Origin of the sequence: Leisingera thetidis (genome assembly GCF_025857195.1) — a bacterium.
Classification (GTDB): Bacteria; Pseudomonadota; Alphaproteobacteria; order Rhodobacterales; family Rhodobacteraceae; genus Leisingera; species Leisingera thetidis.
In genome coordinates this window covers 1,218,326-1,244,315 of sequence record NZ_CP109787.1, presented here as the reverse complement: position 1 = coordinate 1,244,315, position 25,990 = coordinate 1,218,326, and the positions used below count along the sequence as shown (strand labels likewise).

At 66.8% G+C, this 25,990-nt stretch carries 21 protein-coding genes; 10 read left to right on the top strand and 11 right to left on the bottom strand.

All coding sequences use genetic code 11. The features are described from left to right. Positions 1–30: 30 nt before the first annotated feature. Complete coding sequence (locus OKQ63_RS05950; protein ID WP_264213038.1) at positions 31–1,197, top strand: hypothetical protein; 1,167 nt, start codon at positions 31–33, stop codon at positions 1,195–1,197. 42 nt (positions 1,198–1,239) lie between these two features. Here the strand turns inward: OKQ63_RS05950 and OKQ63_RS05945 are convergent, their stop codons facing one another. Then, positions 1,240–3,600, bottom strand: a complete 2,361-nt coding sequence (locus OKQ63_RS05945) for a Tex family protein (protein WP_264213037.1) — start codon at positions 3,598–3,600, stop codon at positions 1,240–1,242. A 292-nt stretch (positions 3,601–3,892) separates the two neighbouring features. Here OKQ63_RS05945 and gatB point away from each other — a divergent pair, with 292 nt between their 5' ends. The 3 genes from gatB to OKQ63_RS05930 all read left to right on the top strand — a co-directional run bounded on the left by gatB (position 3,893) and on the right by OKQ63_RS05930 (position 6,724). Next, positions 3,893–5,404, top strand: a complete 1,512-nt coding sequence (gene gatB, locus OKQ63_RS05940; protein ID WP_264213036.1) for an Asp-tRNA(Asn)/Glu-tRNA(Gln) amidotransferase subunit GatB — start codon at positions 3,893–3,895, stop codon at positions 5,402–5,404. Between the two features lie 172 nt (positions 5,405–5,576). Next, on the top strand, positions 5,577–6,155 hold the full coding sequence (locus OKQ63_RS05935) for a class I SAM-dependent methyltransferase (protein WP_264213035.1): 579 nt from the start codon (positions 5,577–5,579) through the stop codon (positions 6,153–6,155). 71 nt (positions 6,156–6,226) lie between these two features. Then, positions 6,227–6,724, top strand: coding sequence for a DUF4177 domain-containing protein (locus OKQ63_RS05930; RefSeq protein WP_264213034.1), 498 nt, complete (start codon positions 6,227–6,229; stop codon positions 6,722–6,724). 23 nt (positions 6,725–6,747) lie between these two features. On the opposite strand, the gene OKQ63_RS05925 is transcribed toward OKQ63_RS05930, so the two are convergent. Further along, on the bottom strand, positions 6,748–7,002 hold the full coding sequence (locus tag OKQ63_RS05925) for a BolA family protein (protein ID WP_264213033.1): 255 nt from the start codon (positions 7,000–7,002) through the stop codon (positions 6,748–6,750). 106 nt (positions 7,003–7,108) lie between these two features. On the opposite strand from OKQ63_RS05925, the gene OKQ63_RS05920 reads away from it, so the two are divergent. From OKQ63_RS05920 to OKQ63_RS05895, 6 genes are all read left to right on the top strand, one after another. Further along, positions 7,109–7,732 (top strand): J domain-containing protein, encoded by a 624-nt coding sequence (locus OKQ63_RS05920; RefSeq protein WP_264213032.1) that lies wholly within the window; start codon positions 7,109–7,111, stop codon positions 7,730–7,732. Between the two features lie 256 nt (positions 7,733–7,988). Then, entirely contained in the window at positions 7,989–8,357 is a 369-nt protein-coding gene (locus OKQ63_RS05915) for a hypothetical protein (protein WP_264213031.1), read from the top strand. A gap of 378 nt (positions 8,358–8,735) precedes the next feature. Then, on the top strand, positions 8,736–9,722 hold the full coding sequence (gene cobS / locus OKQ63_RS05910; protein ID WP_264213030.1) for a cobaltochelatase subunit CobS: 987 nt from the start codon (positions 8,736–8,738) through the stop codon (positions 9,720–9,722). A 166-nt stretch (positions 9,723–9,888) separates the two neighbouring features. Then, the gene (cobT, locus tag OKQ63_RS05905) at positions 9,889–11,766 is read left to right on the top strand and encodes a cobaltochelatase subunit CobT (RefSeq protein WP_264213029.1); all 1,878 of its coding nucleotides are present in this window, start codon (positions 9,889–9,891) and stop codon (positions 11,764–11,766) included. A gap of 351 nt (positions 11,767–12,117) precedes the next feature. Continuing rightward, positions 12,118–13,908 (top strand): aminopeptidase P family protein, encoded by a 1,791-nt coding sequence (locus OKQ63_RS05900; protein ID WP_264213028.1) that lies wholly within the window; start codon positions 12,118–12,120, stop codon positions 13,906–13,908. A 75-nt stretch (positions 13,909–13,983) separates the two neighbouring features. Beyond that, entirely contained in the window at positions 13,984–14,325 is a 342-nt protein-coding gene (locus OKQ63_RS05895; RefSeq protein ID WP_264213027.1) for a DUF427 domain-containing protein, read from the top strand. Between the two features lie 203 nt (positions 14,326–14,528). Here the strand turns inward: OKQ63_RS05895 and OKQ63_RS05890 are convergent, their stop codons facing one another. The 9 genes from OKQ63_RS05890 to OKQ63_RS05850 all read right to left on the bottom strand — a co-directional run bounded on the left by OKQ63_RS05890 (position 14,529) and on the right by OKQ63_RS05850 (position 25,793). Continuing rightward, positions 14,529–14,720 carry a hypothetical protein gene (locus OKQ63_RS05890; protein ID WP_264213026.1) on the bottom strand — a complete coding sequence of 64 codons (192 nt, stop codon included), beginning with the start codon at positions 14,718–14,720 and terminating at the stop codon, positions 14,529–14,531. 207 nt (positions 14,721–14,927) lie between these two features. Next, a complete protein-coding gene (locus OKQ63_RS05885; protein WP_264213025.1) occupies positions 14,928–16,610 on the bottom strand; it encodes a chloride channel protein in 1,683 nt (560 codons plus the stop codon). 88 nt (positions 16,611–16,698) lie between these two features. Next, positions 16,699–18,348 carry a DNA repair protein RecN gene (gene recN / locus OKQ63_RS05880; RefSeq protein ID WP_264213024.1) on the bottom strand — a complete coding sequence of 550 codons (1,650 nt, stop codon included), beginning with the start codon at positions 18,346–18,348 and terminating at the stop codon, positions 16,699–16,701. Positions 18,349–18,375: 27 nt separating this feature from the next. Then, the gene (locus tag OKQ63_RS05875; RefSeq protein ID WP_264213023.1) at positions 18,376–19,224 is read right to left on the bottom strand and encodes an outer membrane protein assembly factor BamD; all 849 of its coding nucleotides are present in this window, start codon (positions 19,222–19,224) and stop codon (positions 18,376–18,378) included. A gap of 236 nt (positions 19,225–19,460) precedes the next feature. Beyond that, the gene (lpxC, locus tag OKQ63_RS05870) at positions 19,461–20,396 is read right to left on the bottom strand and encodes a UDP-3-O-acyl-N-acetylglucosamine deacetylase (protein ID WP_264213022.1); all 936 of its coding nucleotides are present in this window, start codon (positions 20,394–20,396) and stop codon (positions 19,461–19,463) included. Between the two features lie 211 nt (positions 20,397–20,607). Further along, the gene (gene ftsZ / locus OKQ63_RS05865; protein ID WP_264213021.1) at positions 20,608–22,326 is read right to left on the bottom strand and encodes a cell division protein FtsZ; all 1,719 of its coding nucleotides are present in this window, start codon (positions 22,324–22,326) and stop codon (positions 20,608–20,610) included. Positions 22,327–22,697: 371 nt separating this feature from the next. After that, positions 22,698–24,032: a cell division protein FtsA gene (ftsA, locus tag OKQ63_RS05860; protein WP_264213020.1), complete on the bottom strand. Its 1,335-nt coding sequence runs from the start codon at positions 24,030–24,032 to the stop codon at positions 22,698–22,700. Position 24,033: 1 nt separating this feature from the next. Beyond that, a complete protein-coding gene (locus OKQ63_RS05855) occupies positions 24,034–24,927 on the bottom strand; it encodes a cell division protein FtsQ/DivIB (RefSeq protein WP_264213019.1) in 894 nt (297 codons plus the stop codon). Then, the gene (locus tag OKQ63_RS05850) at positions 24,915–25,793 is read right to left on the bottom strand and encodes a D-alanine--D-alanine ligase (protein ID WP_264213883.1); all 879 of its coding nucleotides are present in this window, start codon (positions 25,791–25,793) and stop codon (positions 24,915–24,917) included. The genes OKQ63_RS05855 and OKQ63_RS05850 overlap by 13 nt, the downstream gene beginning before the upstream one ends. Positions 25,794–25,990: the final 197 nt, after the last annotated feature.

The following is a 25,990-nucleotide window of genomic DNA, read 5'->3' as shown; positions in this document are numbered from 1 at the left end:
TCAGCCCCTGCACCTGCTCCAGCCGAAGAATTGCTGACCCGGCGCCTGGAAGACAGCCTGTCGATCCCGGTCTGCAGCGCCAGGGGCGATCCCCGCTGCATCGACGCCCAGAACCACGGCCAGTTCCTGGCCCGCCAGGAACGCTGGGAGGAGCTGTCCCGGCAGATCAGAGAAACCGATCTGAACCGTGCCAGCGCCCGCTGCGGGCTGCCGCTGGCCGATCTCATCGCCTATGGCGCCCGCGCCGATGTGGTGCATGCCACCGAGCACGCGCTGGAAGAAGGAGAGGACGCAGGCAGCCGCGCCCTGATCCGCGGGCTGATGGCCTTTGAAGCCCTGCGGGCGGAGCACCGCCGCGACCCCTATCTGACCGCCCTGGTGGCACTGGCGCATATCGATATCGGCTGGGCCTGGCGCGGAACCGGTACCGCGCGCAAAGCGGCGCAGCACGGAAGGCGCCGCTGTGCTGCCCATTTCGACCGGGCCGCTGCCCTGCTGGATCCGATTGCGGAGGACTGCCGGAACAGCCCTTTCCTGAAAGCTGCGCATTGCGCGCTGTTTGCCGGCCGCAGCAGCGGGGCCCTGCGGGTGGCGGACGAATTTGGCATGCTGATCGATCTCGCGCCCGGCAACCACCGCCACATGCGCACGCTCGGCACCCATATGCTGCCGCGCTGGTCCGGCTCCTATCCGGCGCTGGAACTGGAAGCCCGCCGCACCGCCGCACGCACCGCGGAAACCTGGGGCGCGGGCGGCTACACATGGGTCTATTTCGACGCCATCGCAATCGACGATCAAGCCTGTGCAAGGGTGGACACCCGGCTGTTCCTCGACGGCCTTCGGGACATCGTCAATGCCAATTCCTCGCAGGAAATGATCAACCTGCTGGCGGCCTATTGCACGATTTCCCTGCGCAAGGGGCTGGGGCGGAATCTGCAGGCTGACGTGCCGCGGCTGAAGCTGGCCGAGGCGGCGGACTGGCTGATCCGCGATCATCTCACGGAACTGCATCCGCTGGTCTGGGCCCATGCGGCCGAAGGGTTTGACAACAGCGCCCGCATCCCTTCGATCAACCGCTTTGCTGCCCGCGGCCACGCCGGCGCGCTTGCCGCAATCGCCAGCCAGTTCCGCGATGAAATCGAAGGCGGCCAGAAAATCGCCTTTACCGACCAAGGTTTGCAGCTCAGCCCGGCCTAACCTGCGGGCTGAGCAATAAAAGGGGCCCAGGCCCCTTTTTCGTCATTTCTTCTTGAAGGCATCCAGCAGCGCCGCGCCCAGCGCCCCCGTGCCCTGGTCCGAGCCCTGGCCTTTGTTCCGGCCGCCGCCGCCGGGGGCTGCGGACATCTTGCCCTTGCCGCCGCCCGGCTTGCCGCCCCGGCGGGGGGCCGCGTCTTTGGCCGGACCGCGCGCGCTGCGCTCTTCCCTGGCCGAGGTGCCGCCGTCCTTCTTCATGGTCAGGCCGATCCGCTTGCGCGGCACATCCACCTCGGTGACCGTGACCTTCACCACCTGGCCGGTCTTCACCACCTCATGCGGGTCCTTCACAAACCGGTCGGCCAGCTGGCTCACGTGCACCAGCCCGTCCTGATGAACGCCAATATCGACAAATGCGCCAAAGGCCGCAACGTTGGTCACCGTGCCTTCCAGCACCATGCCCGGCTTCAGGTCGGTGATCTGCTCCACGCCGTCCTTGAAGGAGGCGGTCACAAAGGACGGGCGCGGGTCACGGCCGGGTTTCTCCAGCTCCTGGAAAATGTCGCGCACCGTCGGCAGGCCCACTTCGCCGCCCACGAAATCCTCCGCCCGCACCCCCTTCAGCGCCGCACCGTCGCCCATGATCTGCCGGATATCCCGGCCGCAGGCCGCGACGATCCTGCGCGCCACGTCATAGGATTCCGGGTGGACCGAGGACGCATCCAGCGGCTCCTTGCCGTCGCGAATGCGCAGGAAGCCCGCGCATTGCTCAAACGCCTTGGGGCCAAGCCGCGCCACCTTCAACAGTTCCCTGCGGGACTTGAAGGCGCCATTCATGTCCCGATGCGCCACAACCGCCTCCGCCAGACCGGGGCCCAGGCCCGAGACATGGCTCAGCAGCGGCGCCGAGGCCATGTTGAGGTCGACGCCCACCGCGTTCACCGCATCCTCGATCACGGCCTCCAGCGATTTCGACAGCTTATGCTGATCCACGTCATGCTGGTACTGGCCGACGCCGATGCTTTTTGGTTCAATCTTCACCAGCTCCGCCAGCGGATCCTGCAGGCGCCGCGCAATCGACACCGCCCCGCGCAAGCTCACATCCAGATCCGGGAACTCCCGCGCCGCCAGCTCGGACGCGGAATAGACCGAGGCGCCGGCCTCCGACACCACCACCTTGGTTGGCGCCTTGATCTTGGCGGGCAGGTGTTTCAGCACCTCCGCCACCATCCGCTCGGTCTCGCGGCTGGCGGTGCCGTTGCCGATGGCGATCAGCTCCACGCCGTGCTCGGCAATCAGCTTGACGATAGACACCTGCGCGCCGCGCAGATCATTCTTCGGCTGGAACGGATACAACGTCTCTGTGGCCACCAATTTCCCGGTTGCATCCACCACTGCCGCCTTGACGCCGGTGCGGATGCCCGGGTCCAGCCCGAGAGTCGGCCGCGCACCGGCCGGAGCTGCAAACAGCAGGTCCTTGAGGTTGCGGGCAAAAACCTGAATGGCGTCTTCCTGTGCGCGCGCCCGCAGATCGCCCATCAGCTCCAGCATCATCGAAAGGCTCAGCTTCACCCGCCAGCACCAGCCCGCCACCTTGCGCAGCCATTTGTCGCCGGGGCCATTGCCGCCCGCGCCCAGCTCGGCCGCGACCATGGACTCGGCCCGTGCCGCGCCCTCCTCCGGTTCCGGCCCCGCGTCCAGCGTCAGCACGCCTTCGTTGGAGCCGCGCAGCATCGCCAGCGCCCGGTGCGAGGGCACATCGGCCCAGCGCTCGGAATGCGCGAAGTAATCGGAGAACTTGGCGCCCTCCTGCTCCTTGCCCTCGATCACCTTGGCGGTCAGCACCGCCTCCCGCTGCAGGAATTCCCGCAGCCGGCCCAGCAGAGCGGCGTTCTCGGTCAGCCGTTCGGTCAGAATGTCCCGCGCCCCGTTCAGCGCGTCCTTCACCGTGGCGACTGCCTCGGTAATGTAACCTTCCGCCAGTTTCTCCGGGTCGGCGCTGCGGTTGCCCAGAATGGCGTCGGCCAGCGGCTCCAGCCCGTTTTCGCGGGCAATCATCGCCTTGGTGCGCCGCTTGGGCTTGTAGGGCAGATAGATATCCTCCAGCTGCGCCTTGGTTTCCGCCTTGGCAATCGAGGCCGCCAGATCATCAGTCAGCTTGTCCTGTCCCTTGATCGACTCGAGGATCGCAGCACGGCGCTTTTCCAGCTCGCGCAGGTACTCCAGCCGCTCGGCCAGGGTCCGCAGCTGGGTGTCATCCAGCCCGCCCGTCGCCTCCTTGCGGTAGCGCGCGACAAAGGGCACGGTTGCCCCCTCATCCAGCAGCGCGACGGCGGCACTGACCTGTTTCGCAGCGGCGCCGATCTCTGTGGCAATGGTCTGGGCGATGCGGGCGGATGTGTCCAAGGCGGCCTCCTGAAATTCTGTTCGGGCTGCCAGTTCTAGCCCTCCTGATGCACTCCGCCAAGAGGCTGAATCGGGACCAAGCGAAGCATTGCGAAAGGCAGTGCCCGTCCGCGGGCAGCAGCAAAGCGCCCGCCCATGGGGGCGGACGGGTGCTGCCCGCGCGTGCGGCCCGAGCAAAATAAGGAGTATCAGCGCCGCTCGGAGTTTTCTCCGCCACCTGCCCCCTTGCCCCTGCCCGCCAGCGGGCCTAGAACGCTTGCCAACATCGGACATTCGGATACGGCGGAAAACCATGCTCGACCTGACATATGAACTCCCCAAGCCCAAGGTGATCGCGGGCGCCAAGCATGACTGGGAACTGGTCATCGGCATGGAGGTGCATGCCCAGGTCAGCTCCAATGCCAAGCTGTTCTCCGGCGCCTCGACCAAGTTCGGCGCCGAGCCGAACTCCAACGTGGCCTTTGTGGACGCGGCGATGCCCGGCATGCTGCCGGTGATCAACGAATACTGTGTTGAACAAGCTGTGCGCACCGGTCTCGGCCTCAAGGCCGGCATCAACCTGTGGTCGGCCTTCGACCGCAAGAACTACTTCTACCCCGACCTGCCGCAGGGCTACCAGATCTCGCAGCTCTACCACCCCATCGTGGGCGAAGGCGAAGTGCTGGTGGAACTGGGCGACGGCACCGCGCGCAATGTGCGCGTGGAGCGCATCCACATGGAGCAGGACGCGGGCAAGTCGATCCACGACATGGACCCCAACATGTCCTTTGTCGATCTCAACCGCACCGGCGTCTGCCTGATGGAAATCGTCTCCCGCCCCGACATCCGCGGGCCTGAGGAAGCGGCCGCCTATATCGCCAAGCTGCGCCAGATCATGCAGTATCTGGGCACCTGCGACGGCAACATGCAGAACGGCAACCTGCGCGCCGACGTGAACGTCTCGGTCTGCCTGCCGGGCCAGTACGAGAAGTACCAGGAAACCCAGGACTTCTCCCACCTCGGCACCCGCTGCGAGATCAAGAACATGAACTCGATGCGCTTCATCCAGCAGGCGATCGAGGTCGAGGCGCGCCGCCAGATTGCGATCATCGAGGCCGGCGGCAAGATCGACCAGGAAACCCGGCTGTACGATCCGGACAAGGGCGAGACCCGCTCCATGCGCTCCAAGGAAGAGGCGCATGACTACCGCTATTTCCCCGACCCCGACCTGCTGCCGCTGGAAATCGAACAGGCCTGGGTGGATGAGATCAAAGCCAATCTGCCGGAGCTGCCGGACGAGAAGAAGGCGCGTTTCATCAAGGACTTCGGGCTCAGCGACTATGACGCCTCGGTGCTGACCGCCGATGTGGAATCGGCGGCCTTCTTTGAAGAGACCGCCCAGGGCCGCAGCGGCAAGCTGGCCGCCAACTGGGTCATCAACGAGCTGTTCGGCCGCCTGAAGAAAGAAGACCACAGCATCACCGACTCGCCGGTCTCCCCGGCGCAGCTGGGTGGCATCATCGACCTGATCGCCTCGGACGCGATTTCGGGCAAGATCGCCAAGGACCTGTTCGAGATCGTCTACACCGAAGGCGGCGACCCGGCGCAGATCGTCGAAGAGCGCGGCATGAAGCAGGTGACCGATACCGGCGCCATCGAGACCGCCCTGGACGAGATCATCGCCGCCAACCCGGCGCAGGTCGAGAAAGCCAAGGTGAACCCGAAACTGGCAGGCTGGTTCGTCGGCCAGGTGATGAAAGCCACCGGCGGCAAGGCCAACCCCAAGGCGGTGAACGAGCTGGTCGCCCGGAAGCTGGGCGGCTGAGCCAGCTGCAGACCGGAAACCGGAAAGGCGCCCCGTGGCGCTCTTCCGGCCCTTCAGGCCGGTGCCGTTTGCGTATCTGCGGCGGCTGCCTCCTGGCCGCGTTCCACAAAATCCGCGCCGCCTGTTCCGGCGGAACTGGACCCGGCGTGCGCCGGTGTGCAAGGGTGCCGGCATGACGGAAATCATTGATATTCTTCAGGAACGCAAGGAACTGCCTCAGTTCCTCGGCCGCGGTGGCCTGATCGGTGTGGAACTGGGGGTGGCGTCGGGCTGGCATTCCAGGCGGCTCTTGGAAACCGGCCTGTTCCAGGCGCTTTACGGGGTCGACATCTACGGCGACCACCATGACACCCGGGAATACATCCGCGCCATGCAGAATGTCGGCATGGGAAAGCCCTATTGGCTGCTGCGGATGAGCTTTGACGACGCCCTGGACGCATTTCCGGATGCGTATTTCGATTATGTGTACATAGACGGCTACGCGCACACCGGCGAAGAGGGCGGCAAGACGATTTACGACTGGTATGCCAAGGTCAAGGTCGGCGGCATGATTGCGGGGCATGACTACCACCCGAAGTGGCCGCTGGTTCAGGCCGCCGTCGACGCATTTGCCCTGGCCCTGGGCCAGCCGGTGATGCGCACCGCGCTGAGCCGCACCCCGGACCCGCAGGACGCGTTTCCCTCCTGGGCGCTGCACAAGATATCGCCGGAATTGCCGGTATATCCCGAAAGTCTGCGCCCCCCGGCCTGACACCAGGCCCGGGAGAGGTTATATCACGGGCCGTACGCGCAGCAGCCAGCCCCCTTCAGGATCCAAAGCCAATGACAAAATACGAATACAAGGTTGTCCCCGCCCCGGCCAAGGGCACCAAGGCAAAGGGGGTCAAGACCCCGGAAGCACGCTTTGCCAATTCGATCGAGATCCTGCTGAATGAAATGGCCGCAGGCGGCTGGGAGTTCCAGCGGGCCGAGCTGCTGCCCAGCGAGGAGCGCTCCGGCCTCACCGGCTCCACCACCAACTGGCGCAACGTGCTGGTCTTCCGCCGCGCCAGTCCAGCCGAGCAGCCGGCAGAATCACCCGCGCCGGGCCGCAGGGAGCCCGCGGCGCCATCCGTCGCGTTCCGCCATTCCGAACCGCAGTCCCCGCCGCTGACTGCCGCCGCAGGCGATCCCGAAGCACCACCGGAAGCCGCGCAGGTTCCGGGGCCGGGAGCGGCAAAGATGCAATCGGATGACGGGGTCGAGGAACTGAGCCCGGTGTCCGGCATGACCGCCGCGCTCAAAAAACGGGCCGAGCAAAAAGGGCACGGGGAGGACTGATCCCCCCGCTTCAGGCCTCCGGTTCAGGCCCCGGTGTCCAGCGCCAGCGCGTGGATGCGCGGCACGATGTCCCCCAGCGCCTTGTGCACGGCACGGTGTTGCGCCACCCGGCTCATGCCCTGAAAAGCCTCCGCGCGGATCATCACCGCAAAATGGCTCTCGCCCGAGCCGTCATCGCCGGCATGGCCTGCGTGCTTGCGGCTTTCGTTCACGACTTCCAGCGCGCTGGGGGCAAATGCCGCCTGCAGCGCGGCTTCCATTTCTTGCTTCACGTTCATTTTCCGCTCATCCCCATATTTTTTCCCTGCGCCCCCTTCTATCTGGCGCCCCTTAGACTAAACTGCTGCCTCCGAGTCGAACAGATGCGTCTAGAAGGTGCGCCCCATGAGCAAGTCCGATCCCTTTGGCTTTGATATGTCCATCCGCTCTGCCAAGAAAAAGAACCCGCGCGGACGCCGGGCCGCCAGCGGCGCGTCCGAAACCTCCGTGCGTGTCTGCGACAAGGACGGCTGCGAGGAAGCCGGCAAGTTCCGCGCCCCGAAGGCACCGGATGTGCTGGATGATTTCTACTGGTTCTGCCAGGAGCACGTGCGCGAGTACAACAACAGCTGGAACTTCTTCGAAGGCACCACCGAGGCGGAGCTGAACGCGCAGCGCTCCAAGGACAAGGTCTGGGAGCGCGAGACCAAGCCGCTGGGCGACCCGGAGGCCCGCGCCTGGGCGCGGCTGGGCATCGAGGACCCGCATCAGGTTCTGGGCGCCAACGCCACCCAGAACCCCGGCCGCGCCGCCAAGACCGGCCGCCGCCTGCCGCCCACCGAACGCCGTGCCATCGAAATTCTGGAGGCCAAGGACGATTGGACCAAGGCCGACATCCGCAAGGCGTACAAGAAGCTGATCAAGGTGCTGCACCCCGACATCAACGGCGGCGACCGCAGCCAGGAGGAGCAGCTGCAGGAGGTCATGTGGGCCTGGGATCAGATCAAGGACAGCAAAAGCTTCAAATAAGCCGTCAGCTGATGGATGCGCAGAGGGCGGCCCGGGGCCGCTCTGTTCATTTGGCGCCCCCGCCTTTCCAGCGTCCCGACAGCGCAGCCGCGCGCACAAAAGGCGAGACGCCTATCCGTTGGCATAGGCCGGCGCGCTTTTGCTGCGGATAGCGCAGGGGTTCTATCCTTTTGCGGCCCCGCAGGAGCGGCGGTTTCCGGTTAGGTTGGGATGACCGGCCAGGCAGGCAGCCGCCGGCGCCCAAAGGAGACAGCCCATGCACCGCCTCATCCTCACCACCCGCCTTGCCCCCGGCACCCGGCACCTGGAAATCGGCAGCTACATCAGCCGCAACCGGCCGGCCCTGCGCCAGGGCGGCGCCACCGGCATGATGATCCGCAGCGGAGAGGCCGTGCATTTTGTTCTTGAAGGGCCGCAGGCCGTGTTGGAGCTTGCAACCGCCCAGGCCAGGTCGAGCCGGCTGTTTGCCTCTGTGCAGGTGGCGGGCCTCGTGCCGGTTAGCTGCCGCGCGTTTGACAGGCTCTGCCTGGCATACGCCAGGCCGGAGCTTCTGACAGAAGAGATACGCCATGAAATCGCCACGCACACCGGGCTGAAATTCCAGCAGGCGGCGCTGGCCGCCTGAAGCGCCGCCCCCTCAGGGCTGCCGTCCGGCCCTGCGCCATGGGCGGTCTTTTGCCGAAAACTTACGATAGACTCTTTATTTCTTTGACGCCGCCCCGCGCAACCGGCTAGGCAAAGACGTGTCGGCCGCAGCCTACCCCCCCAAAGCTCAATGAGAGCCGGCAGACGCGCCCCCTGCTGCCCGGCCGGGGGCGCTGTGACTCTGCTGCGGTCCGGAGCGGCCTGCCCGGCCCCTGCAGCGCAGCCTGTCCAGTTCCGGAACAATCGCAGCCTCAGCTGGTTTCCGGCGCGACTTTCCCTTGCCCTCGCGCGCCAGATCGGGCACCAATCCCGCGGATTGGCCCCTGATGCCAGGGAAGTGAGATAAGGATCGACTGGGATGACCGACGGCTTTGTGGACATGAATGCGAAACCGACCGAAGCAATTTCGGTCCGCGATGTGTTCGGGATCGACACGGATATGACGGTCAAGGGCTTTGCTGACGGCTCCGACCGGGTGCCGGCGCTGGACCACACCTACAAGTTCGACCCGGAAACCACGCTGGCGATTCTGGCCGGCTTCAGCCACAACCGCCGCGTCATGATCCAGGGCTACCACGGCACCGGCAAGTCGACCCATATCGAACAGGTCGCGGCGCGGCTGAACTGGCCCTCCGTCCGGGTGAACCTCGACAGCCACATCTCCCGGATCGACCTGATCGGCAAGGACGCGATCAAGCTGCGCGACGGCAAGCAGGTGACCGAGTTCCACGAAGGCATCCTGCCCTGGGCGCTGCGCAACCCGGTTGCCATCGTGTTCGACGAATACGACGCCGGCCGCGCCGACGTGATGTTCGTGATCCAGCGGGTGCTGGAGCATGACGGCAAGCTGACCCTCTTGGACCAGAACGAGATCATCACCCCGAACCCGTTCTTCCGCCTGTTTGCCACCGCCAACACCGTCGGCCTGGGCGACACCACCGGCCTCTATCACGGCACCCAGCAGATCAACCAGGCCCAGATGGACCGCTGGTCGCTGGTCTCGACCCTGAACTACCTCAGCCATGACGCCGAAAGCGCCATCGTGCTGTCCAAGGCACCGCATTACAACACCGAGAAGGGCCGCAAGACCATCAGCCAGATGGTGACCGTTGCCGACCTCACCCGCACCGCCTTCATGAACGGGGATCTCTCGACCGTGATGAGCCCGCGGACGGTGATCAACTGGGCCCAGAACGCCGAGATCTTCCGCGATGTGGGCTATGCCTTCCGCCTGTCGTTCCTGAACAAATGCGACGAGCTGGAGCGCCAGACCGTGGCCGAGTTCTACCAGCGCTGCTTTGACGAGGAGCTGCCGGAAAGCGCCGCAAGCGTGAGCCTGGGATAGGCAAAGCCGAGCCGCCCGGCCGGCAGGCCGGGCAGTGCCCGACCGCCCCCACGGGCGGGCACTTCGTTTCCCGCCCGCGGCCGGGCACTGCCCTTTGATAACTCCAAAGAAGGCTGGACATCGGCTGCTCTTGGCGGAATGCTTCGACCAAGGACACCTTGCGACCATGAAAAAGCCGAACGACAACCCAGCCGATCCGTTCAAGAAGGCGCTGGCCGAAGCCACCAAGGTGATGGCCAACGACCCCGAGCTGTCGGTCAGCTACACGGTCGACCCTTCGGGGCTTTCGGGCGACTCGATGCGGCTGCCGCAGGTCTCCCGCCGGATGAGCCGCGAAGAGGTGCTGCTGGCCCGCGGCACCGCCGACGCGCTGGCGCTGCGCCACAAATTCCACGACAATGCCACCCACGCCCGCTACGTGCCGCAGGGCGAAATGGCCCGCGATCTCTACGAGGCGATGGAAACCGCCCGCTGCGAGGCGATGGGCGCGCGCCACATGCCCGGCACCGCGTCGAACATCGATGTGAAGATCCGCAACGAGTCGATCCGGCGCGGCTATGACCAGATGAAATCCTCCTCCGAGGCGCCGCTGGCGGCCTCGGCCGGCTATCTGATCCGCCATCTCGCCACCGGCCGCCCGCTGCCCGAAGGGGCTGCCAACATCATGGAGCTGTGGCGCGGCTTCATCGAATCCCAGGCCGGCGGCACGCTGGAGGATTTGCAGGACAAGATTGCCGACCAGACGGAATTTGCCAAATTCGCCCGCCAGATCATTTCCGATCTCGGCTATGGCGACCAGCTGGGCGATGACCCGGATGAGCTGGACGACGACGCGGGCGACGAGGCCGAAGAGGGCGCCGAGGAACAGGACGATCCGGACAGCACCGGCCAGGACGACTCGGACGAGGAACAGGCCGACGCCAGCCCCGAGCAGAGCCAGGAACAGCAGCAGGACGAAAGCCAGGCCCAGGTCTCGATGGACGAAATGGCCGACGAGGAGCTGGCCGAGGACACCGAGATGCCCGACGGCGAGGCGCCGCTGGAGCCGCCTGCCCCGCCGCCCGCCTCCGAGGCGGATCCGGATTACAAGGTGTTCCTCGATACCAACGACGAGGAGATTGCGGCCGAGGATCTGGCGGAACCGGCCGAACTGGAGCGGCTGCGCGCCTATCTCGACCAGCAGCTGGAACCGCTGAAGGGCGCGGTGTCGCGGCTGGCCAACAAGCTGCAGCGCCGCCTGCAGGCGCAGCAGAACCGCTCGTGGGAGTTCGACCGCGAGGAAGGCATCCTGGATGCCGGCCGCCTCGCCCGTGTGGTCGCCAACCCGACCACGCCCTTGTCGTTCAAGGTCGAAAAGGACACCGAATTCCGCGACACCGTGGTGACGCTGCTGCTCGACAATTCCGGCTCGATGCGCGGCCGCCCGATCTCCATCGCGGCGATCTGCGCCGATGTTCTGGCCCGCACCCTGGAGCGCTGCAGTGTGAAGGTCGAGATCCTCGGCTTCACCACCCGCGCGTGGAAAGGCGGACTGGCGCGCGAGGCTTGGCTGAACGAGGGCCGCCCGCAGCAGCCCGGCCGCCTCAACGACCTGCGCCACATCATCTACAAGGGCGCCGACGCCCCGATGCGCCGCACCCGCGCCAACCTCGGCCTGATGATGAAAGAGGGCCTCTTGAAGGAAAACATCGACGGCGAGGCGCTGGAATGGGCGCACCGGCGGATGGCGGGCCGGCGCGAGGCGCGCAAGATCCTGATGGTGATCTCCGACGGGGCGCCGGTGGACGATTCGACGCTGTCGGTGAATCCGGCGAACTACCTGGAGAAGCACCTGCGCGACGTGATCGCCATGGTCGAGAAGAAGAAGCAGGTGGAGCTGCTGGCGATCGGCATCGGCCACGATGTGACCCGCTATTACCAGCGCGCGGTGACGATCACCGATGTGGAACAGCTGGCCGGCGCGATGACCGAGCAGCTGGCGGCGCTGTTCGACAGCGACCCGCGCGCCCGCGCCCGGGTGATGGGCATCAAACGCGCCGGCTGATCCCGCCCTGCAAGCGGCAAGGGCGCTCTCCCGCGCCTTTGGCCTGCATCAAAGATGCCGTCCTCAGCCTTGGGCATGGCCGCGCGCCGACGCGCGCGGCGGCGCCGGATGCCTTGGCATCCGGCGCCCGGCCCAACGGGCCTTTGAGGGCATCTTTGATGCCCCGGGGCCGGGCGGGAGCCTTCCCCTCGCGGTGTGCCGTCAGGTCCGATGATTTCCCGCCGCTGCCGCCCTTGCCAGCACCGGAGCGATTTGGGACAACAAGGGCGCGCGCTTGGGCCGCGCCTGTCTTTGCCGCGGCCTCCGGGACCCCGTCCCGCCGCCCCCCGCCCGTCATCAGGAGAGACGCCGATGTATCAGACTTTCGATGCGACCGCCCGCCCGGAACAGGGCCCGCCGCGGCTGGCAGCCTTGCGCAAGGAACTGGCCGCCGAAGGGCTGGACGGGTTCCTGGTGCCCCGTTCCGACGCCCATCAGGGGGAATATGTGGCACCGCGGGACGAGCGGCTGGCCTGGCTCACCGGCTTCACCGGCTCGGCCGGCTTTTGCGCGGTGCTGCGCGATATTGCAGGTGTCTTCATCGACGGCCGCTACCGCACCCAGGTGAAGCGCCAGGTGGCAGCGGATTACACGCCGGTGCCCTGGCCCGAGGTGCAGCTGGCGGAGTGGCTGAAGAAGCAGCTTCCCGGCGGCGGCAGGATAGGGTTCGACCCCTGGCTGCATGCAGCAGGCCAGATCACATCCCTGACGCGGGATCTGGAGGGCAGCGGCATCACCCTTCTGCAGTGCGGAAACCTGGTGGACCGGATCTGGCCGGACCAGCCCGCACCGCCGATGCAGCCCGTCACCGCGCACCCGATCGAATACGCCGGCGAAAGCGCCGCGGACAAATGCGCGCGGCTGGCCAAGGGCCTGCGGGATGCAGGCCAGGCGGCGGCGGTGATCACGCTGCCGGACAGCATCATGTGGCTGCTCAATATCCGCGGCCGCGATGTGGCGCGCAATCCGGTGGCGCACGGCTTTGCCATCCTGCACAGCGACGCGCGGGTCGACCTGTTCATGGCGGCGGAGAAGCTCACAGCCCTTGAGGGCCATTTCGACAGCACCGTCACCGTGCACCCGCCCGAAGACTTCCTCAAGGCGGCGGCCGCGCTCAATGGTTCCGTCGCCGCGGAGTCCGGCACCCTGCCGCAGATCGCGGCCGACGCGCTGGGAGACCGCATGGTGCCCGCAGGCGACCCTTGCGCCCTGCCCAAGGCGCGCAAGAACACCGCCGAGATCGAAGGCAGCGCTGCCGCGCATCTGCGCGACGGTGCCGCCATCGTGGAAATGCTGGCCTGGCTCGATGCGCAGCCGCCCGGAACGATCACCGAGACAGACGTGGTGAAGAAGCTGGAAGGCTTCCGCAGCGCCGACCCCGCCCTGCGCGACATCAGCTTTGAGACCATCGCAGGCACCGGCGAGAACGGCGCCGTGATGCACTACCGGGTCACCGGGGAAACCGACACCCGGCTGGAGGACGGCCATCTGCTGGTGCTCGACAGCGGCGGCCAGTACCTGGACGGCACCACCGACATCACCCGCACCATCGCCATTGGCACGCCCGGAGAAGAGGAGCGCGACGCCTATACCCGGGTGCTGCAGGGGATGATCGCCATGTCCCGCCTGCGCTGGCCCAAGGGGCTGGCGGGCCGTGACATCGAATGCATCGGCCGGATGCCGTTGTGGCTGGCGGGGCAGGACTTCAACCACGGGCTTGGCCACGGCGTCGGCGCCTATCTCAGCGTGCATGAGGGCCCGCAGCGGCTGGCCCGCACCAGCCATGTGCCGCTGGAGCCCGGCATGATCCTGTCGAACGAGCCCGGCTACTACCGCGAGGGCGCATTCGGCATCCGCATCGAGAACCTGCTGGTTGTGCAGGAGGCGCCGCCCCTTGACACCGGCGACCCGGAGCGCGACATGCTGTGCTGGCGCACCCTCACCTTTGCCCCGGTTGACCGGCGGCTGGTGAATGCTGCTATGCTGTCCGCCGGTGAACGGGACTGGCTCAACGCCTATCACCAGGAGGTGGCGGCAAAGACCGGCCCGCAGCTCAGCCCCGCCGCAAAGGCGTGGCTTGATGCCGCAACCGCCCCCTTGTGACACAGTGCTGTTGCATAGGCTGCTACATAGACTGAACAACACGACGACACGAACAAGAAGAATGGGAAAGCACGCATGACAACTATCCGTATCCGCAAGGCCGAAGGCACCTGGACCGTCCGCTCCGGCGGCGCCGTATTGGGGGAAACATCCAATGCACTGGAGCTGAGCGAGGGCGATATGGATCCGGTCATCTATTTCCCGCGTGACGATATCGCCATGGCCTTCCTCGACCGGACCAGCAAGTCCACCCATTGCCCGCACAAGGGGGACGCCAGCTATTTTTCGATCGCCAACAAATCCTCGGTCACCGAAAACGCGGCCTGGAGCTATGAGGATCCGTTGGGGGCGGTGGCGGAAATCAAAGGCTACCTGGCCTTCGTGCTGAGCGACTCCGTCAAGGTTGAACAGGTCTGATCCGCCTGCTGCGGCTGCGGCGCCGCCGCAGCCTGCCGGCCCGCCGGCAGGGGATCACATGTCCGGAACACTTCCGCACCGGCGCCCTGGCGCCGGTGTTTCCGTTTCCAGCCGGACCGGGGACGGACACCGGCAGCGGCAGCCCGTGCCTGCCCGCCTCTCTCAGCGGGGGCCGGGCCAGTTGCGCAGGCGCGGGGACAGGCTCAGGTGAGAACCGCCCGGCTGAGGTTCAGCCTGGCTTCCTCCAGCGCGTCGCCTGCGCCCAGGATATCCGTTTCGTGCGCGCATTGGATCGCGTAGTTGATCACCGCTTCCAGTGCCGCCCGTTCGTTTTCCCGCTCGTTCGTCTTGTTTTTCGCACCAGCCTCTTGCGGGCCGATTTCGAAGTTTCGCATGATTTCCTGCCGAAGTGAGTAAGCCTTGCTGTGTTCCACTCACAGTGTTGGGTCAGGCTCCGCTTCCGAGCAACGAAAATATTTACTTTACCTTTACGTGTCACCGAATTCGCACAGGTCCGGGGAAATGCGGTGAATTTTTCCCCCTTCCGGTGCAGCCTCCGCCCGCCGCAAGACCGCCAGACCGGGCCGCCCGGCGTTTGCGGCCTATCTGTGCTCCTCGGCGGCGGTCGCGGCCAGAGCGCGGTTGTACGCTTTCAGCGCATCCACATGGTAAAGCGCGCCGATGATCTCCTCGCTGCCGCCGTCCTCCATCAGCACCGGCAGCCAGGCCACATCGGCGCGGTCGAACACCGGCATCGCCGCCTCCAGCGAGGCGGAAGCGCGGATGCCCAGCCCCTGCTCCGCCAGCGCCTGGCAGTCCTCCAGCGAAGCGCAGCGGCTGTCGCCCATCGGGCGCATCACGGCGCCGGCGCGGATCAGCGCCAAAAGATAAGCCTGCGGCCCGGCGGCGCAGTGGATGTTGCGCAGTTCCAGCTGGGTCAGGAAGAACGACCGGTGGACCAGCCTCGAGGCCAGCGCGGTGGACATCGACACCGACACCATCACCGCCAGGCCGATCTGCCAGTCGCCGGTCAGCTCGAACACGATCAGCGTGGTGGAGATCGGCGCCCCCAGCACCGCCGCGGCCACCGCCCCCATGCCGGCAAAGGCATACAGCGTATGGGTGCCCGACACATCCGGCAGCACCGCAGTGGCGATCAGGCCAAAGGCCAGCCCGGTCAGCGCCCCGATCATCAGCGAGGGCGAAAACACCCCGCCGCCCATCCGCCCGCCCATGGTGACCGCCACGGCGGCCGTCTTGACCACGGTGAAGATCACCGCCTGCCCCAGCAGCAGCCCGCCGGTCAGCGCCAGCACCGTGGTTTCATAGCCGACGCCGATGATATGCGGATACCAGACGGCAATGACACCCAGCATGGCGCCCGACACCGCCGGGCGCAGCCAGCGCGGAAGATGCAGGTGCCGCTGCACCCTGTTGCCCACCCTGTCGGCAAAGAAGATCGCCTTCATCAGCGCCACGGCCACCAGGCCGCAGATCAGGCCGAGGATCAGGAACGCGGGCAGCTCGACATAGAACTGCAGCGCGCCGGGGGTGGCCAAGGTGAACTCGGTGACATCGCCGTACTCCAGCCGGTTGATCACCGTGCCCGCAACCGAGGCCACCACGATCGGCGCAAATGCATTGATCGAGAAATGCCGCAGCACCACCTCCATCGCAAACAGCGCGCCGGCAATCGGCGCGTTGAAGCTGGCCGAGACCGCCGCCGCCACCGCGCAGCCCAACAGGTCGCGCCCGGTGATGCCGTCGGCGTTGATCCGGTTGCTGACCCAGGTGGCGATCACCCCGGCCATATGCACCACCGGCCCTTCCCGCCCCGATGATCCGCCGGTGGAGAGCGTGATGAAAGACGCCAGCGCCGAGGCGGCGCCGGCGCGGATTTCCACCCGCCCGTCCCGCAGCGCCGCGCCCTCGATCACATCGGCCACCGCCCGCACCCGCCCGTCCGGGGTGAAGCGGTCCAGGATCAGGCCGACCGCCAGCCCGCCGCCCGCCGCGATAGACACCAGCACGTACCAGGGCAGGCCCTGCGCAAAAGAATGCAGGTAGTCGACATCCGGCGCGCCGTATACCCAGGCCTGCAGCGCGGCGATCCCCTTGCGGAAGAACAGCGCGGCAAAGCCTGCGGCGATGCCGATCAGCAGCGCGATCAGCCAGAACTGGAACTGGCTGGGGCCGCGGTGGCGCAGCACCCGCCAGATATCCTTCAGGCCGGCCAGCCACCGCACGGAAGCTGCAGAAAGGGACGAACGGATGTCTTGCACCATAACCTGCCAGCGGTTCTTTTGATTTCAATAGCCTATAGCTGCCATAAGCCTGTTAAAGAACCCTCACCCGGCCGGTCTTTTCGGCGGGTCATCCGGCCAGCAATGCACGGGCCGCAGCGCGGGCCTCGTCGGTGATGGTATCACCTGACACCATGCGGGCAAGCTCATCCACCCGCTCGGTCTCGGCCAGCGGCACCACCTGCGACAGGGTCATGCCGTCGATCACCTGCTTGCGCACCTGCCAGTGATGGCCGCCAAGCGCCGCCACCTGCGGCGAGTGGGTCACCACCAGCACCTGGCCGCTGCCGGCCAGGCTGCGCAGGCGGCGGCCCACGGCATCGGCCGTCGCGCCGCCGACGCCGCGGTCGATCTCGTCGAAGATCAGCGTCTTGCTGGCATCCTCGCCGCGCAGGCAGACCTTCAGCGCCAGCAGGAACCGGCTCAGCTCGCCGCCCGACGCAATCTTGTTCAGCGCCCCCGCAGGGGCGCCCGGGTTGGTGGCAACGGTAAAGGCCACCGCATCGGTGCCCTCAGGCCCCGGCTCCGCCGTCGTGATGCGGGTCTCGAACACCGCCCGCTCCATCTTCAGCGGCGCCAGCTCGGCCATCACCGCCTTGTCCAGCGCCGCGGCCGCCTGCCGGCGCACGGCGCCCAGCTGCTTGGCGGCCTGCGCATAGGCCGCCTCCGCCGCCTTCAAAGCTGCTTCCTGATCGGCCAGGTCCTGGTCGCCCGCGTCCAGCGCCGCCAGCTTGGCTCGCAGGGTTTCGGCATACTCCCCCAGCTCATCCGCCAGCTTCCCGTGCTTGCGCGCCAGCGCCCGGATGGCAAACAGGCGCTCCTCGCAGTCTTCCAGCTCCCCCGGATTGAACTCCAGGGCATCAAGCACCCGCCCGACCCCGTCCTGGGCATCGCCCAGCTCGATCATCGCGCGGCTGAGCGCCGCCAGCGGCGCGTCCAGCCCGGTATCTTCCTCCTGGCCTTCAACGCCCTCCAGCCAGCGCTGCGCTTCGCCCATGGCGGTCTCGGCGCCCTCGCTCAGCAGCGCATGGGCGCGGGCGATGTCGCCGCGGATGCGCTCCGCCGCCTGCATCTGGCGGCGGCGGGTGTCCAGTGTCTCATCCTCGCCCGGCTGCGGGTCCAGCTTGTCGAGCTCGGCCACCGCATGGCGCAGGAACTCTTCCTCCGCCCGCACCGCGTCCAGCGCGGCGCGGGTAGCCGCCGCCGTCTTGCGCGCCTTGGCGGCCCCCGCCCAGGCCGCGCGCACCGCGGCCAGCAGCGGCTGGGTGCCGGCATACTGATCCAGCAGCGCCATATGCCCGCGCGGGTTCAACAGCCCGCGGTCATCGTGCTGGCCGTGCAGCTCCACCAGGGTTTCCGACAGCGCCCGCAGCACCTCGCCCGAGCAGCGCCGGTCATTGACCCAGGCCGTCTTGCGGCCCTCGGCGGTATTGACCCGGCGCAGGATCAGGCTGCTGCCGCCGGGCAGGCCGGCCTCTTCCAGGATCGCATGCGCGGGATGGCCCTCGGGCAGATCGAACTCCGCCAGCACCTCGCCCTGGGCCGCGCCCTGGCGCACCAGCTCCGCCCGGCCGCGCCAGCCCAGCACAAAGCCAAGCGAGTCGAGAAGGATCGACTTCCCCGCCCCGGTCTCGCCGGTCAGCACATTCAATCCGGGCTGAAAATTCAGCTCCAGATGATCAATGATCAGGATATCCCGGATATCAAGCGCGCGCAGCATTGCCCCGCCCCCGTGCCGCAGCGGCCGTTACAGCCACTGCCCCTTTACTGTCTGACGGTAGATCTGGCTCAGCCAGTTGTTGCCGCGGTCGCGGAGCTTGAGCCCGTTTGCGGTCAGCAGCTTGTAGCTGTCCTCATACCATTCGGTGGACTGGAAATTGTGGCCCAGGATGGCGCCGGCGGTCTGGGCCTCATCGGTCAGGCCCAGCGACAGATAGGCCTCGACCAGACGGTGCAGCGCCTCGGCGGTGTGGCTGGTGGTCTGGAAGTCCTCCACCACCACGCGGAACCGGTTGATCGCCGAGGTGTAATGGCCGCGGCGCAGGTAATAGCGGCCGATTTCCATCTCCTTGCCCGCCAGATGGTCAAAGGCCAGGTCGAATTTCAGGATCGCCGACGTGGCATATTCGCTGTCGGGATAGACCTCGATCACCGTGCGCAGCGCCTGCAGCGCCTGGAAGGTCAGCCCCTGGTCGCGGCCCACTTCGTCGATCTGGTCGTAATAGCTCAGCGCCAGCAGATACTGGGCATAGGCTGCATCCTCATCCGCCGGGTAGAAGTCGATGAACCGCTGCGCGGCGGCGCGGCTGTTCTCGTAATCCTTGGTGCCGTGATAGGCAAAGGCCTGCATGATCACCGCCTGCTTGGCCCATTCGGAATAGGGGTACAGGCGCTCGATCTCGGAGAAGTAATAGGCGGCATCCTTGGGCTGTTTCTGCGCCAGCTCGAACTCGCCGCGCTCGTAGATCTGCTCTGGTGAGAAGGCCTCCAGCGACTCGCCCCGCTTGACCGCGCCGCCGTCTCCGCCGCAGCCCGCAAGGGCCGCCATCAGAAGGACCGCGCCGAGGGTTTTGGCTCCCGCCCTGATGCCGTTCATAGTGCCTAACCTCACCGTCTTTGACTTACGGGTGTCCGCCCCGGTTATGCTGTCTCTAGCATATTCAAATGGCGCGCAAAACGCCTTTCGCCACTTCCGCGCTCACATGGCAGAGAAAGCCGGCGCGGGTCAAGGCTGCGCTTGGCTTCCCGGCGCGGCAACCGGCCCGCCGGCAGGAAAAGACCCGGGACATTCACGTCCCGGGCCAATCCGCCGCTCGTTCCTGTTTCTCTGCCTTATGCCACGCGGCGCTGCTCGGCCGGGATCTCCGACCAGATCAGCCCCTGCCCCGGAAGCCGTGCTGTCATCGCTGCATCGCAGACGACGGCCCGGACTGCGCCCGGCTCCGCAAACAGGGCACGCAGCAAGGTGTTGGTCAGCGCGTGCCCCGCGCGCTCCCCAACGTACCGCCCCAAGACCGGCCCCCCGGCCAGCGCCAGATCCCCCAGCGCATCCAGCATCTTGTGGCGTACAGGTTCGTCCGAATGGCGCAGGCCTGCGCCGCTCTCGACCCGTTCCCCGTCAAACACAACCGCGTTTTCGCCGGGCACACCGCCCAGGGCGAGGCCGTTGGCCTGCATGGTTTCAACATCCGCCTGGCGGCAGAAGGTGCGGCTGTCGCACAGCTCGCGCGCAAAGCTGCCGTTGCGCATGTCCAGAACCTTGCTCTGGCGGCCGATGGCGGCCTCGGCAAAGTCGATGTGGAATTCGATGGTCAGCCGGTCGCTGGGCAGCAGGGTGGCGCGGGCGCCGTCCGTTTCCACCGTCACCGGCTTCAGCACCTCATAGGCCATGATCGGCACGCCCTGGCTCTGCACGCCGCTCGTCATGATGCCGCGCACGAACGGCGCCGAGGAGCCATCGGCGATCGGCACTTCCGGCCCGTCGATCTCGATCAGCGCGTTGTGCACGCCGCAGCCGGCCAGCGCCGCCATGATGTGTTCGACAGTGGAGACGCTGACGCCGGCCGCATTGACCAGCCGGGTGCAGAGCGGGCTGCGCTCCACCAGGTCCCAGCGCGCCGGAACCACGGTGTTGCCCAATGCGATGTCGGTGCGTTTGAAGATGATGCCATGGCCGGCCGGAGCCGGGATCAGGATCATGCGCGCGGGCTTGCCGGAATGCAGGCCGACCCCTTCGAATGCCACCGATGCCTTGAGCGTATTCTGCACGTTGCGCCTCGTTTCATTGTTTCCGGCCTCAGGGGCCGTGTTGCGGAAGAGAGTTAAGGTTTTGCAAAAAAACCTACAACTCAATCTTTGTAACGGTTTGAAACATGGCTGTAACAGATAAGCAAAACACCGCTCAGAACAGCGCAAGGCCATGTAAATACAATAGAAAAAGCCGCCCTCAGGCGGCTTTTCCGGCGCGATATGTGATGGCTCAGTTGGCCTGGCGGCGCAGGAATGCGGGGATTTCGATGCGTTCCTGATCGGGATCCGCCTGCTGTGCCTGCGCTTGCTGCGGCTGCGCCGCGGGGGCCGGCGCATGCATGGCAGGCTGCTGGCGCACCGCCTGCGGCTGCTGTTTGGCCGCCGGGGCATCGGCGCTGCCGGTCATCCGGTGGATCAGCGAATTCAGGCCAAAGCGGCGCTGGCCTTCGGGCTGATGCTGTGCGCTATGCTGCTGCGGCTGGTGCTGCTGCTGCGGTGCCGGCGCGGCTGCCGGGCGCGGCTGCTGGGCCTGCGGCTGCTGAACCCGCTGCGCCGCGGCCTGCAGCCGCTCCAGCGCCTGCGGCGACGGGGTGCCCGGCGCCGGCGCCTTGGGCGCGACAAAGGCATCCGCCTGCGGCTCGGCCCGGTCCGCCTGGGGGCGGAATTCCGGCACCTGCGGCTGATAGGCCGGCGGCGGCAGGCCGTCGTCGGCAATCTGCTCCGGCTCTTCGAAAAGGTCCTCGGCCTGCTCCTGTGCGGCCGCCTGCTGCGCGTTCATCTCTTCGAACAGCGACGGCTCCTCCAGGGCTGCGGCCGCTTCCGGAACCTCAGGCGCCGGTGCAGGCGCGGCTTCCGCTGCGGCCGGCTGCGCAACCGGGGTTTCCAGCTCCAGCGGCGCCGGGCGGGTGCTTTCGACACTGACGGTCTGGCGCAGCGGCGCCGACATCGGGCGGCGCGGCACCGGCATGTCGGTGTTCACATCCACCGCATCGATGCCGGTGGCCACGACAGAGACCCGCATCCGGCCTTCCATGCCGGTGTCCAGGGTCGAGCCGACGATGATGTTGGCGTCCGGATCCACTTCCTCGCGGATGCGGTTGGCGGCCTCGTCCAGCTCGAACAGGGTCAGGTCGTGGCTGCCGGTGATGTTGATCAGCACGCCGCGCGCGCCCTTCAGGCTGATTTCGTCCAAGAGCGGGTTGGCAATCGCCTTCTCGGCGGCCTGCACCGCGCGGTCCTCGCCCTCGCCCTCGCCGGTGCCCATCATCGCCTTGCCCATCTCGTCCATCACCGCACGCACGTCGGCAAAGTCGAGGTTGATCAGGCCCGGGCGCACCATCAGGTCGGTGACGCCCTTGACCCCCTGGTACAGCACGTCGTCCGCCATCGAGAACGCCTCGGTGAAGGTGGTCTTCTCATTGGCCAGGCGGAACAGGTTCTGGTTCGGGATGATGATCAGCGTATCGACGACTTTCTGCAGGCTCTCGACACCGCTTTCGGCCTGGCGCATCCGCTTCAGCCCTTCGAACTGGAACGGCTTGGTCACCACGCCGACGGTCAGCACGCCCAGCTCCCGCGCGGCTTGCGCAATGATCGGCGCCGCACCGGTGCCGGTGCCGCCGCCCATGCCCGCGGTGATGAAGCACATATGCGCGCCGGCCAGATGGTCGACGATCTGCTCGATGCTCTCCTCGGCCGCCGCCGAGCCCACCTGCGGGCGGGCGCCGGCGCCCAGGCCTTCGGTCACTTTCACGCCCAGCTGGATGCGGCTCTTGGCCGAGCTCTGCTGCAGCGCCTGCGCGTCGGTATTGGCGACGACGAATTCGACCCCATCCAATTCCTTGGCAATCATGTTGTTGACGGCGTTGCCGCCGGCCCCGCCGACACCAAATACCGTGATCTTCGGCTTCAACTCTTCCTGCCCGGGCATCGATAGATTCAACGTCATGCTCATACCGCCTGTGTTACCCGCCCTCCCGCAAAGGGCTTATTCCTGTCCTATTCACCATAATCTTACCGCGCAGCACGTGTTACGTCATCCCAAAAAGCACAAAGTGCCACAAAATAGGGTCTCATTCTGAGATAAAAACGCGGTATTTCGCCGTCCCTAGCAGATATTGCGGTTTCAGCACAAGCAGCACACAACACAACTCTGCCACCCGCAAAACCGGGGCTTGCGGAAGAGGTCTTCGTATACCTTGGCTGGCCACTGCCCGGCCTGCTGACTCGCCGCGTTTGCCGCGGGCGTTAAGAACAACCTAACGGGTCCTGCCGGCGCTGTCACGCCCTCTTTGATACGCCAGTCAGAAATGAAAGAGCCTACCAGTTGTCCCGGAACCAGCGCACGGCGCGGCCCAGAGTGCCCGCTGGATGGCGGGTGGCAGGCATGTCGAAATCCCACCATTCATCCTGCGGATGGGCGGCAAACAGGCACAGGCCGACCGCCGAGGCAAAGCCCGGCCCGGTTGCCGACTGCGGCAGGCCATGCACCCGCAGCGGGCGCCCCAGGCGCACCTGCTGGCCGAGAATGCGGCTCGCCAGCCCGTCCAGCCCCATGATCTGGCTGGAGCCGCCGGTCAGCACGATCTGCTGGCTGGGCAGGTATTCGAAGCCGGCCGCATCCAGCCGCGCCCGCACCTCCTCCAGGATTTCCTCGACCCGCGGCCGCATGATGCCGATCAGCTCGGCCCGGCTGACGGTGCGGCGGTCATGCTCCCAGTCTCCGGTATCGCCGCCGATTTCGATCATGTCACGGTCGTCGGCACCGGTGGCATGCACGCCGCCGCGGAAGGTCTTGATCCGCTCGGCATTGGCCAGCGGCACCCCCAGCCCCATCGAGATGTCGCTGGTGATGTGGTCGCCGCCAAGGCGCACCGCATCGGCATAGATCATGTGCTTCTTCATGAACACCGAGATCGAGGTGGCGCCGCCGCCCATGTCGATGCAGGCAGCCCCCAGTTCCTGCTCATCCTCGACCAGCGCGGAAAACCCGGAGGCATAGGCCGACGACGCGATCCCCGCCAGTTCCAGGTCGCAGCGCTGGATGCAGCGCACCAGATTCTGCACCGCAATCGCATCGACCGTCAGCATGTGCATGTCGGCCGCCAGCGTCTGCCCCATCTGGCCGCGCGGATCCGCCAGGCCGGTGCGGTTGTCGAGCGCAAAGTTCACCGGCTGCGCGTGCAGCACTTCGCGGCCGTCGCCGTATTCGGGCACCTCGCAGGAGGCCAGCACCTGCGCCACCTCATGCTCCGACACCACCTGCCCCTCAAGGTCCAGCTTGGCATCCAGCCCGTAGGAGCGCGGATTGGCGCCGGAAAAACAGGCAATCACATGATCGACCCGCACCTCGGCCATCTTCTGCGCCGCCTGCACCGCGGTGCGGATGGCGCGCTCGGTCTCCTGCATGGCGGTGATCTCGCCGAACTGCACCCCGCGCGACCGCGTAGTTGCGGCACCGATCACCCGGAATCCCGACTGCCCCGCCAAGGCGCCGATCGAGCCGTCCTCGCTGAGGCGGCCGGTGCCGTCAAAGCGCAGCACCAGGCAGGCGATCTTGGAGCTGCCGACATCGAGAATGGCGACCACGCCGCGCTGCATCGCCTGGCGCCGCATCTGCCGCATCGCCCGCTGGGATTGATAGAGATCTGTCATGCTACTGCCCGCCCCCGTTCAACTGCCGGATCCGCCACCAGTTTTCCACCGAGTCTTCGGTCATGCGGATGGTCGGGCGCCCAGCCAGGCGCATGTCCACCGCCGCCACATCGCGTTCCAGCAAATCCTGCACTTCACTTACCGCCAGTACCCGCTCCAGCGCGCGCACCGGGTTTTCCGCCGGCAGCATGATCCGCTGCTTACGGTCCAGCACCACATCCCAGCGCCGCTCGCCGACCCGGACCAGCCCGCGCAGGCGCGGCCCCAGCGGTTTCGCCGCCGCAAACAGCCGCAGCGCCTGCGCCGCATGCCCGGCCGCCCCCTTGCCTGCAATCAGCGGCAGGTCCGGGTGTAGGCTGCGGCGGCCCAGCTCGGCCACGTGAATGCCATTCTCGTCCAGCAGAGCCAGCCCCTCGCGGCTGCGCCAGATCAGCGCCGGCGTGCGCTCCTCGACATCCACCTGCAGGATGCCGCCCGGACGGATCCGCACGCTGGCGGTCTTCACCGGATCCAGCCCGGTGATCACATCCCGGACCTGCTCCAGGTCCAGATCGAACGAGCTGACGGGGAACTCCACCGGCACCACTTCGCGGATGTCCTGGGCCACGCTGGCGCCCGCCCCGTCCACCGCCATCACGTTGACCATGAACTCGGGCCGTTCCTCGACCGCGGCACGGGCGTCGCTGATCAGCCCCTGCAGCGCATCGCGGCGTGCCTCATCGGCCAGATACGCGCTACCCGCGGCAAAGATCAGGCAGAACGGCACCCCGAACCGCAGGCCGAACCGGATGCCCGGCGTCAGCATCCAGCGTTGCAGCCGGTACTTCAGCCGCGACGGCGCCGGGTCCGCCCGCCCCTCGCCACTGCGGCGAAAGCGGCCCTTCAGCGGTTGCATGAGGCATCCTCCACCATCCAGGCGCAAAGCGCACCGAATGTCATGCCGCAGAAGGCCGCCTGCTCCGGCACCAGCGAGGTCGGCGTCATGCCGGGCTGGGTGTTGGTCTCCAACAGGATCAGCCCGGCGGCGCCGCGCGCCTCGTCCCAGCGGAAATCGGTGCGGCTGACACCGCGGCAGCCCAGCACCTCATGCGCCTTCAGCGCGTATTCCAGGCACAGGTCATGGATCTCCCGCGGCAGATCCGCGGGCAGCACATGGCGCGAGCCGCCCGGCTTGTACTTGGCATCGTAATCATACCAGCCGTCGGTCAGGATGTCGGTCACCGTCAGCGCCCGGTCACCGATCACCGTGGTGGTCAGCTCGCGCCCCGGCGCATAGGTCTCGACCATCACCTCGGCGGGCATCTCTTCCGACAGCTGCGGCGGGCCGTTGGCGGCCTCCTGCACGATGTAGATGCCGACGCTGGAGCCTTCGTTGTTGGGCTTCACCACATAGGGCGGCGCCATCACATGGCCGGCAGCGACGTCCTCCTTGGCAAACAGGCCGCTGTCCACCACCGGCAGACCGGCGGCGCGGTAGACCTCCTTGGAGCGCTGCTTGTCCATCGCCAGCGCCGAGGCCAGCACCCCGGAATGGGTATAGGGCAGCCCAAGCCATTCCAGCAGCCCCTGGACGCAGCCGTCCTCGCCCCAGCGCCCGTGCAGGGCATTGAAGACCACGTCCGGTTTCACGTCCGCCAGACGCGCGTGCAGGTCCGGACCTGCATCCACCTCGACAACTTCATACCCCTCACCGCGCAGCGCCGCCGCGCATTCGCGGCCGCTGGACAGCGATACCTCGCGTTCGGCCGACGGTCCGCCCATCAGCACCGCGACTTTCGGGAGTGCCCTGCTCGACTTACTCACCACAAGCGCCTCAATATGCGGGGCTTTGCGCCCCTGGTTTTTGGAACCCCTGAGCGGGTCCGCCTTGTCTCTCTGCGCCGGATGCAGCCCGGCTGATTCTCGCGCGGCCCTGCGCCCTGGAGCATGCGGCGCGGTCCGCTCCGCAAACCGGCAGT

What these genes read in the sequence shown, in the direction of transcription:
- gatB (WP_264213036.1), top strand. Translation starts at nt 3,893, where the DNA reads ATGCTCGACCTGACATATGAACTCCCCAAGCCCAAGGTGATCGCGGGC.
- OKQ63_RS05935 (WP_264213035.1), top strand. Translation starts at nt 5,577, where the DNA reads ATGACGGAAATCATTGATATTCTTCAGGAACGCAAGGAACTGCCTCAG.
- OKQ63_RS05930 (WP_264213034.1), top strand. Translation starts at nt 6,227, where the DNA reads ATGACAAAATACGAATACAAGGTTGTCCCCGCCCCGGCCAAGGGCACC.
- OKQ63_RS05925 (WP_264213033.1), bottom strand. Translation starts at nt 7,002, where the DNA reads ATGAACGTGAAGCAAGAAATGGAAGCCGCGCTGCAGGCGGCATTTGCC.
- OKQ63_RS05920 (WP_264213032.1), top strand. Translation starts at nt 7,109, where the DNA reads ATGAGCAAGTCCGATCCCTTTGGCTTTGATATGTCCATCCGCTCTGCC.
- OKQ63_RS05915 (WP_264213031.1), top strand. Translation starts at nt 7,989, where the DNA reads ATGCACCGCCTCATCCTCACCACCCGCCTTGCCCCCGGCACCCGGCAC.
- cobS (WP_264213030.1), top strand. Translation starts at nt 8,736, where the DNA reads ATGACCGACGGCTTTGTGGACATGAATGCGAAACCGACCGAAGCAATT.
- cobT (WP_264213029.1), top strand. Translation starts at nt 9,889, where the DNA reads ATGAAAAAGCCGAACGACAACCCAGCCGATCCGTTCAAGAAGGCGCTG.
- OKQ63_RS05900 (WP_264213028.1), top strand. Translation starts at nt 12,118, where the DNA reads ATGTATCAGACTTTCGATGCGACCGCCCGCCCGGAACAGGGCCCGCCG.
- OKQ63_RS05895 (WP_264213027.1), top strand. Translation starts at nt 13,984, where the DNA reads ATGACAACTATCCGTATCCGCAAGGCCGAAGGCACCTGGACCGTCCGC.
- OKQ63_RS05890 (WP_264213026.1), bottom strand. Translation starts at nt 14,720, where the DNA reads ATGCGAAACTTCGAAATCGGCCCGCAAGAGGCTGGTGCGAAAAACAAG.
- OKQ63_RS05885 (WP_264213025.1), bottom strand. Translation starts at nt 16,610, where the DNA reads ATGGTGCAAGACATCCGTTCGTCCCTTTCTGCAGCTTCCGTGCGGTGG.
- recN (WP_264213024.1), bottom strand. Translation starts at nt 18,348, where the DNA reads ATGCTGCGCGCGCTTGATATCCGGGATATCCTGATCATTGATCATCTG.
- OKQ63_RS05875 (WP_264213023.1), bottom strand. Translation starts at nt 19,224, where the DNA reads ATGAACGGCATCAGGGCGGGAGCCAAAACCCTCGGCGCGGTCCTTCTG.
- ftsZ (WP_264213021.1), bottom strand. Translation starts at nt 22,326, where the DNA reads ATGACGTTGAATCTATCGATGCCCGGGCAGGAAGAGTTGAAGCCGAAG.
- ftsA (WP_264213020.1), bottom strand. Translation starts at nt 24,032, where the DNA reads ATGACAGATCTCTATCAATCCCAGCGGGCGATGCGGCAGATGCGGCGC.
- OKQ63_RS05855 (WP_264213019.1), bottom strand. Translation starts at nt 24,927, where the DNA reads ATGCAACCGCTGAAGGGCCGCTTTCGCCGCAGTGGCGAGGGGCGGGCG.
- OKQ63_RS05850 (WP_264213883.1), bottom strand. Translation starts at nt 25,793, where the DNA reads ATGGGCGGACCGTCGGCCGAACGCGAGGTATCGCTGTCCAGCGGCCGC.